This window comes from Shewanella sp. GXUN23E, from assembly GCF_050865035.1.
Taxonomy (GTDB): domain Bacteria; phylum Pseudomonadota; class Gammaproteobacteria; order Enterobacterales; family Shewanellaceae; genus Shewanella.
In genome coordinates this window covers 79,092-87,209 of sequence record NZ_JBOZWP010000024.1, presented here as the reverse complement: position 1 = coordinate 87,209, position 8,118 = coordinate 79,092, and the positions used below count along the sequence as shown (strand labels likewise).

Below are 8,118 nucleotides of genomic sequence, written 5' to 3'. Positions count from 1 at the left end.
TACAATGGAACGCAGAAGTTTCTTGAAAATGAGTGCCGCACTGGGCTGCGCGGCAACCGTGTCCGGCTGTAACTCCAGCTCGAAGGACGCCAACGTAGTGCCACCACAGCCACCTGTCAGCGCAGAGAAGGTTAACTGGTCTTCCTGTCTGGTGAACTGTGGCTCCAACTGCCCCATCAAGGTGTTCAGCCGTGATGGCGTGATCACCCGGGTAGAGACCGACCATGAAGTGGAAGATAACTACGGCCTGCACCAGATCCGTGCCTGTGCCCGTGGTCGTTCACTGCGCCAGCGTACCTATGCGCCGGATCGTCTGAAGACACCGATGAAGCGTGTGGGTGAGCGTGGCGAAGGCAAGTTTGTGCCAATCAGCTGGGATGAAGCGACTCAGACTATCGCCGACAACCTGCAGCGGGTGATCAACCAGTACGGCAACAAGGCGGTATTCCGTTCTTACGGCTCAGGTGCTTATTACGGTTTTGCCTCCAATGCCAACTTCAACCGTCTGTTCAACCTGGTGGGCGGCTGTCTGAATGCTTATGGTAACTACTCCTGGGCACAGATGATGGAAGCGGCCAAGCATACCTTCGGCACTTACTGTACCGATGGCTCGTCCACCAACACCATCGAAGACAGTGATTTCTTCCTGGGTGTGGCTTACAACCCCAACGAAATCCGTCAGTCCGGCTCCGGTGAAGGCTATGACTTCATCAAGGCGCTGGAAAAGAATCCGGATCTGAAGATCGTGATGATCGATCCGCGCTACACCGATTCCATGCTGGGTAAAGAAGGTCAGTGGCTGCCAATCCGTCCGGGTACCGATGCGGCCTTTGCTGAAGCCGTGGCATACCAGATGATCAGCACTGGCTGGGTTGACACCCACTCGCTGGACTTCATCAACAAGCACACTGTGGGCTTTGATGCGGCGTCTATCGAAGCGCAAAAAGCCAAATTTGCAGCCAGTGGCGATGCCAAGCTGGTGGAATATGCCAAGCATATGAACCCTGCTGACAACTACCGTGATTACATTCTGGGTCAGGGTATTTACACTGAGCCGCGCACGCCTGAGTGGGCCGAGCAGGTGTGTGGTATTTCTGCTCAGGCGATCCGCTCGATCGCTGACGATCTGATGAATGCCCAGCGTCCGTACATTGTGATTGGCGCCGGTGTAAACCGTCAGGCCAACGGTGAGCAGAACATGCGTGCCCTGTACATGCTGTCAGTGCTGACCGGCAAGCTGGGTCAGCGCGGTGTGTCCAACGGTGAGCTGCCATACATGAGCGGTATGGGCCGCGCCGGTATTCCTGCGCTCAGCAACCCGGTGAAAGAATCCATCTCCTTCTTTACCTGGACCGAAGCGGTTGAAAATGGTGCCAACTTTACTGCCCGCACCCATGCTATCCGTGGCACCAAAGATCTGGATGAGAAGCTGGGTACCAATATCCACTTTATCTTCTCTGCGTCTGACAGCTCGCTGCTGAACCAGCACGCCGAGATCAACAACACCGCCCGCATTCTGCGTGAAGCACCGGACCTGTTTATCGTGTCCTGTGACTGCTGGATGACCCCGGGTGCCAAGTTTGCTGACATCATCCTGCCTGATACCAGCTGGCTGGAGTCCAACGATCTGGTGGACAACTCCTACGCCGCCGGTGCGCTGGGTTACCTGACAGCCATGTCTGCCGCTGTTGAGCCAATGTGGGACTGTAAGTCCATGTACGAAGCCGCCGCCATGATCGCTGACAAGATGGGCGTTGGCGCATCATTCACCGAAGGCAAGACTGAAGCCGAGTGGCTGGAAGAGCTGTATCAGAAGACGATTGTAATGTCCAAGAACAGCGGTGTGGATTTCCCGGCGACCTATGCCGAAGCGCAGAAAGTCGGTGTGTTCCGCAAAGACATGAACCTGAACTATGTGGCGCTGGACAGCTTCGTTAACGGTGGCAAGCCACTGTCTACACCATCCGGCAAAATTGAGATCTACTCAGCCGAGCTGGCATGGCGCGCTGTCAACTGGGAACAGAACAAAGTGAAGGGGGACACCATCACGGCGATCCCTCAGTACACAGTGACCTGGGATGGCTATGAAGATAACGAGACTGCGCAGGAGTATCCGCTGCAGCTGGCGACTTATCACACCAAGGGCCGTACCCACTCCAGCTATCACAACGTGCCATGGCTGCGTGAAGCGGTGGAAGATGCCCTGTGGATGAACCAGATTGATGCTGACGCTTACGGTTTGGGCGCAGGTGATCAGGTTGTGGTGTACAACGCTCGCGGTGCCATTCAGGTACCGGTGAAGATCACCCCACGTGTGGCACCTAACGTAGTGGCTCTGGGGCAGGGCGCCTGGTATCTGGCCGACACCAAGGGCGGCAAAGACGCTCAGGGACGTCCAATTGACATCGGCGGCGCGGTTAACACCCTGACCCGCTACATGCCAAGTCCGGTTGCCAAAGGTAACCCACAGCTGACTATCCGTGTTCAGATCCGCAAAGCTTAAGGGAGCACTTGTAAATGACTCAACCAACTCAATACGGTTTCTATGTTGATACCACCAAGTGCACCGGCTGTAAGGCCTGCCATGTGTCCTGTAAGGATCGTCAGGCGGACCTGATCCGTGGCAATCAGAATCCAATGAACGGCGGCGTGCCAAGCCTCAAAGGCGTAACCTGGCGTCGTGTATACGAATACGGCGGTGGCAGCTGCACCATGAACCCTGCGACCAAGGTGTTCGAGAACAACGTATTTGCCTACTACATGTCCATTGGCTGTAACCACTGCTCTGAGCCTGTGTGTGTGAAAGCCTGTCCAACCGGTGCCATGCACAAGCGTCGTGAAGATGGTCTGGTGCATGTGGCTGAAGACCTGTGTATCGGCTGTGAAAGCTGTGCCCGTGCCTGTCCTTACGATGCGCCACAAATCGACCGTGAGCGCAAGGTAATGACCAAGTGTGACGGCTGTTACGAGCGTCTGGCAGCCGGCAAGAAGCCGACCTGTGTAGAGTCCTGCCCGCTGCGTGCGCTGGACTTCGACAGAATGGATGTGCTGGAAGAGAAATACGGCAAGGGTGACGGTCATATTGCGCCACTGCCAAGCGAAGGCATTACTTCACCAAACCTGATCATCAAGGCCAACCGCAATGGTCAGCCGGCAGGCAGCGGTGCTGGTAAGGTACTGAACCCATCAGAAGTGTGATGTAGTCCCCTGCAGTCGCGGGGGATGACAGGTATAAGAGACGTTTGGCTGATAAGGCCGCGTCTCTTACTAACTGTTTAACTGTTTGCTATCCCAAAACCGTTTGTGGCAGACGTTTTTGGGATAGCCAGCCTGGCTCAAGTGATTTAGTTGAAAGATAAATGAAAACACCATTTACCAATCTGCCTTTTGAAGAATATCAGGGTATTGCCCGCATCCTGTTTCATTTGCTCAGCCAGTATCCCGATGCTCAGTTAATTCGGGATTTTATCGACAACGATGTGCCGGCGACCTGGCCTGCGTTTGCCGGTGACACTGGCAGCCGTGAAGCCAATCGTGTCGGCCGCGAAGCGCTGAGCCACTTCCTGCAGCAGTGGGACGACAGCCAGCTGACTGAGCTGCAGCTGGACTATGGTCAGTTGTTTTTTGGTCCGGGTGAGCCCAGGGCTGTCCCCCAGGGCTCTGTGTATCTGGGCGAAGAGCAACTGCTCAATGACCGCAGTACAGTGGCCCTGATGGATTTCTACAAGGTACACGGGGTTGAGCTCAAGCTGCCCAATCATCAGCCGGTGGACCATATTGGCTTTTTCTTTGCCGTGCTGGATTCGACGCTGGGACGACTGGCGCAGGAGCGGGGCAACACCGAGCTGAAGCAGTTCGTGCAGTTGCTGCTGGGCAAGCATCTGCTGCCCTGGTCAGGCCGTTGCCTGGAGCTGGCCGCCGAGCACGCGCAGACGGAGTTCTACTTTGGCGTGGCCTTGCTGGCGGAGGATTTCCTCACGCAGCTGAGCGAGGATTTCAGTGTGGTGGTGACGCCCGCCAGACTGTTCCGCTGATACATGTTGCGGCCAGTAGTGCCGGAATAAGCCATAGCTGATAAGCATTTGCATTTGCCAGCTGTGGCCGGGCATAAGGGAAGGTGCGAACAAGTCCCCGCAGAGCACGCACGGGACTTATTCGCTCCTTCCCAAGTGTTGACTTTGTTTTTTGAACTGGCTCACACTCAGGTGCGCCGGTGTTTGCGCGTGTCTGTTACAGAGCGATCACGTTTTTTTGATATTTGTGATGCGGGAAATTGCCGCCGAGCGAAAAATATCAAAAATTCATTCAGTTGCATTTGCGCTCAGGTTGCCTGTCGGTAATGGTGAACTGTGATCGTCTCCGCAAATCATCAGGTTATGCGCGTCCGCCCTCAATATTTCACCTACGGAATATAACAAATCCAATTTTGGCAAATCCCTCTTTTAGAATACCTCTGCTGGAAGATTAATAATCGATCCGTTGGGAGCAAGGTGTCGCGCACAGGTCTTCAGGGGCCAGATATTCAGTGAAACCCTCCACATTTCTGCCAGATGGCAGCGCCTGCAGCGTTTTGGATCTTTGCCCGCGCTGACAGACATCAAACCTGTGGCAACAGACCCAGGCTCCCCAACCCCGGATACCTGCCGTGGGCCGGCATACTAGCGCCGCCGACCCAAAGCTGAACATTGTCCTGAGAGGATAAGTAAATTGGAACGCAGAAGTTTCTTGAAAATGAGTGCAGCCATGGGCTGTGCCGCAACCGTCAGTGCCTGTACCCCGAACACCAAAGACAAGGTGTTCACCAAGCCGGTGCAGCCCACAGGTGAAGAAGTGCAGAACTGGTCTGCCTGTCTGGTGAACTGTGGTTCAAACTGCCCGATTAAAGTATTCAGCCGTGATGGGGTGATCACCCGCATCGAAACTGATCATGAAACCTCAGATCAGTACGGCGACAACCATCAGATCCGTTGTTGTACCCGTGGCCGCTCACTGCGCCAGCGTACCTATGCACCGGACCGTCTGCGTACCCCGATGAAGCGCATCGGCGCCACCCGCACCGGCGAAGTCGACCAGTTTGTGGCGATCAGCTGGGAGCAGGCGTATCAGGAAGTCGGCGAAAAGCTGGCTAAAATCCGCGCCGAGCACGGCCCTGCGTCTACTTACTTCCACTACCGCAGTGGCGCTTACTACGGCTTTGCCGGTTATCAGGTTTGGCAGCGTCTGCTGAACAAAACCGGCGGCTATCTGGATCACCACTGGGACTACTCCTGGGCGCAGTTGTACTCGGCAGCCGAGGCCACCTTCGGTGATGCCGGTCATGCTTACTATGGCTCGCGTCTGGCAGAAATCGCCAACGCTGACCTGTTTGTTGGCGTGGCCTTCAACCCCAACGAAATGCGTATGAGTGGCAGCGGCGAAGGCTATGACTTCGTGCAGGCGCTGAATAACCACCCGGGCGACATCAAGGTGTACATGGTCGATACCCGCTACACCGACTCCATGCTGGGTAAAGAGCACAAGTGGTTGCCAATCCGCCCCGGTACCGATGCGGCGCTGGCCGAAGCCATCGCCCACGAGATGATTACCTCTGGCTGGATCGATGCCAACTCCAAGGCCTTCCTCGACAAGCACTGTCTGGGTTATGACTTTGCCTCGCTGGAAACCTTCAAGGCCGAGTGGGCTGCCTCAGATGATGCCGAGCAGCAGCGCTATGCGGCTTTGGTGGATCCGAAAGAGAACTACAAAGATTACATTCTGGGCACCTACACGGGTCTTGCGCGCACTCCTGAGTGGGCGGCGGCTCGCTGTGGTATCAGCGCTGCGCAAATTCGTGAGCTGGCCCATGCCATCATGAATGCCAAAGCGCCTTACATCAGTATCGGTGCCGGTGTCAGCCGTCATGCCAACGGCGATCAGGCGGTGCGTGCCCTGTACATGCTGCCAATCCTGACAGGTAAGCTGGGTCAGCCCGGCGTAAATACCGGTGCCATGCCGATGAACTATGGTCTGGGCGTCGCCGGTATCGATATCGGTGACAATGCGGTCAAGGCCACCATTCCGGTATTCACCTTTGCCGAAGCGATTGAGCGCGGCACTGAGTTCACCCCTTACACCCACAACCTCAAAGGTGCGGATAAGCTGGACTCCAACATCAAGGCCATTATCAATGTGTCGGGTAACGCCATCGTTAACCAGCACTCAGATATCAATGGCACCACCGCCATTTTGTCCGACACCAGCAAGTGTGAACTGATTGTGGTGTGTGATTGCTGGATGACCCCATCTGCCCGTTACGCCGACTACATTCTGCCTGCCGCCACCTGGCTGGAATCCGACGATCTGGCCGGCGACTCCTACGCCTCAGGTCAAATGGGTTACATGACCATGATGAGCACAGGCGTGAAGCCGCTGGGCGAAGCCAAAAACATGTATGACATCTGTGCTGGTCTGGCCAAGGCCATGAACTGCGATGACTACACAGAAGGCAAAACCGTAGCTGACTGGAACAACGAGCTGTACGCCCAGACCCGCGCCAACAACCCGGATATCGGCCTGCCAGCCACCTACACAGAGGCCACCAAGCAGGGCGTATTCCGTAAGTACATGCCGGAGAGCTTTGTGGTGCTGCAGGACTGGGTACAGGGTAAGGAAGATGCCTACGGCGTGAAGACCCCATCGGGAAAGATTGAGATCTTCTCCCTGCTGATGGCCGACAAGCGCGCCAACTGGCAGCTGCAGGATTACTGGAGTGCTGAGGAGCGTCAGCGCTTCAGCCCTGAGCAACTGGCCGATCGCTACAAGATCACTACTCTGCCTCAGTACGTGGTGACCTGGGATGGCTATGAAGATAAAGAAACTGCTGCCCAGTATCCGCTGCAACTGATTGGTTACCACACCAAAGGCCGGGTGCACTCAAGCTACGACAACGTGCCCTGGCTGCGTGAAGCGGCGGAAGACGCGGTATGGATGAACCCAATGGATGCCAGCGCGCGCAACCTGACCTCAGGCGAAACCGTGCGGGTGTGGAACGATCGCGGCATGACTGAATTGCCGGTGCGCATCACCCCGCGTATCGCTCCGGGCGTAGTCGCCATGGGTGAAGGCCGCTGGTACAAGCCAGGCACAGACAAAGACCAGAAAGGTCGTCCTGTGGATGTGAACGGCGCGCTGAACGTGCTGACCAAGTACCACCCAACCCCGATTGTGAAGGGGAATCCACAGCACACCAACCGTGTACAGATTGCCGCGAAGAAGGAGGCATAATCCATGAAACCTCAAGTTCAATATGGTTTTTACCTCGACACCACCAAGTGTACCGGTTGCAAGACCTGCCACGTGGCCTGTAAAGATCGCATGGTCGGCCAGCAGCGTGGTCAGGGTGAGGGAGCCAAAGGCATCTCTGCCATGAAGGGCGTGCTGTGGCGCCGCGTGTACGAGTACGGCGGTGGCGAGTGGGTCACCAAAGAGGATGGCACCTTCGAGCAGAACGTGTTCGCTTACTACATGTCTATCGGCTGTAACCACTGCAACGAGCCAGCCTGCGTAAAATATTGCCCGACCGGTGCCATGCACAAGCGTAAGGAAGATGGCCTGGTGCACGTGAACCAGGAGCTGTGTATCGGCTGTGAAAGCTGCGCCTGTGCCTGCCCATACGATGCGCCGCAGCTGGACCCTGAGCGCAAGGTGATGACCAAGTGCGACGGCTGTTTTGAGCGTCTGGCCGTTGGCCGTCAGCCTATCTGTGTGGAGTCCTGCCCGCTGCGCGCGCTGGATTTCGACACCATGGATAACCTCAAGGCCAAGTATGGCAATGGCGATGGTCATATCGCGCCGCTGCCATCCCCTGAGATCACCAAGCCGAACCTGATCATCAAGGCCAACCGCCACGGTCGTCCGGTGAAAGAGACGCTGGGGATCTGCTACAGCCAGCCATGGCCAGTGGGCAGTGAGCCAAAACTCAACTTGGTTGAGGGCAGCGTTCTGAACCCAGCCGAGGTTTAAAGGCTGCATTAGCATCTTGCGATGCCCTTCGTCTCAGCTGACACGCGGTGAATCCATCCTTGGACGCTCGGCGAAAACAAATTCGTCCATGAACAAGAGCCAGTTCGCCATCCATGG

Annotated in this window: 5 protein-coding genes; all 5 read left to right on the top strand. The window is 56.2% G+C overall.

The features are described 5' to 3' along the window. Positions 1 to 4 precede the first annotated feature (4 nt). The 5 genes from ACRRUX_RS17640 (at position 5) to ACRRUX_RS17620 (ending at position 8,001) form a co-directional block, all read left to right on the top strand. The gene (locus tag ACRRUX_RS17640) at positions 5 to 2,503 is read left to right on the top strand and encodes a DMSO/selenate family reductase complex A subunit (protein WP_432532772.1); all 2,499 of its coding nucleotides are present in this window, start codon (positions 5 to 7) and stop codon (positions 2,501 to 2,503) included. Positions 2,504 to 2,517: 14 nt separating this feature from the next. Beyond that, positions 2,518 to 3,198 carry a 4Fe-4S dicluster domain-containing protein gene (locus ACRRUX_RS17635; RefSeq protein ID WP_432532758.1) on the top strand — a complete coding sequence of 227 codons (681 nt, stop codon included), beginning with the start codon at positions 2,518 to 2,520 and terminating at the stop codon, positions 3,196 to 3,198. Positions 3,199 to 3,359: 161 nt separating this feature from the next. Then, positions 3,360 to 4,034, top strand: coding sequence for a TorD/DmsD family molecular chaperone (locus ACRRUX_RS17630; protein ID WP_432532756.1), 675 nt, complete (start codon positions 3,360 to 3,362; stop codon positions 4,032 to 4,034). 673 nt (positions 4,035 to 4,707) lie between these two features. Further along, positions 4,708 to 7,263 carry a DMSO/selenate family reductase complex A subunit gene (locus ACRRUX_RS17625; RefSeq protein WP_432532754.1) on the top strand — a complete coding sequence of 852 codons (2,556 nt, stop codon included), beginning with the start codon at positions 4,708 to 4,710 and terminating at the stop codon, positions 7,261 to 7,263. 3 nt (positions 7,264 to 7,266) lie between these two features. Further along, entirely contained in the window at positions 7,267 to 8,001 is a 735-nt protein-coding gene (locus ACRRUX_RS17620; protein WP_432532752.1) for a DMSO/selenate family reductase complex B subunit, read from the top strand. The last annotated feature ends 117 nt before the right edge of the window (positions 8,002 to 8,118 follow it).

Excerpts from the sequence above, each read along its gene's own strand:
- ACRRUX_RS17640 (WP_432532772.1), top strand. The coding sequence starts at position 5 with ATGGAACGCAGAAGTTTCTTGAAAATGAGTGCCGCACTGGGCTGCGCG.
- ACRRUX_RS17620 (WP_432532752.1), top strand. The coding sequence starts at position 7,267 with ATGAAACCTCAAGTTCAATATGGTTTTTACCTCGACACCACCAAGTGT.
- ACRRUX_RS17635 (WP_432532758.1), top strand. The coding sequence starts at position 2,518 with ATGACTCAACCAACTCAATACGGTTTCTATGTTGATACCACCAAGTGC.
- ACRRUX_RS17630 (WP_432532756.1), top strand. The coding sequence starts at position 3,360 with ATGAAAACACCATTTACCAATCTGCCTTTTGAAGAATATCAGGGTATT.